Annotated in this window: 1 protein-coding gene; it reads right to left on the bottom strand. The window is 45.0% G+C overall.

What is annotated here, in order from left to right; all coding sequences use genetic code 11:
* Positions 1 to 351 (bottom strand): hypothetical protein (locus CWC28_RS22045; RefSeq protein ID WP_249324990.1); only part of this gene is annotated, 351 nt, incomplete at both ends.

The raw sequence follows: 351 nt of genomic DNA, 5'->3' as shown, positions 1-351 counted from the left end.
TGCAGCTTGTCGCTCATGAACAGTTTTAAACAGAATTTCTCTGGCTCGTTGTAGTTGTTTGGCAGCTTCATTATCGGTCATAGCTTCTGCTTTTTCCTTCAGTTTCTCGAGTGTTATGCCTTCTTTCAGATACTGTTCCGGTTTCTCCAGTGACAGGAGTTTTTCGTAAGGTGTCATCATGTTTTTGTATCGATAGACCTTCTTTTCTTTGCCTCTGTCGTCTGTCTCGATTTCCGGATAAAAGCAAGGGCGGTGGTAGTTCACATAAGGCGTCAGGTGATCCCTGTCAAACTGGTTGAACCGTTCGGCATGGTGTTGAGGTATATGAGCATGCCCCAGCAGTTTTCGGAT

The sequence above is a fragment of the Pseudoalteromonas sp. S4492 genome, assembly GCF_005886115.1.
Taxonomy (GTDB): Bacteria; Pseudomonadota; Gammaproteobacteria; order Enterobacterales; family Alteromonadaceae; genus Pseudoalteromonas; species Pseudoalteromonas gelatinilytica.
The sequence above is the reverse complement of the archived record's forward strand: the minus strand, read 5'-3'. Positions and strand labels throughout refer to the sequence as shown.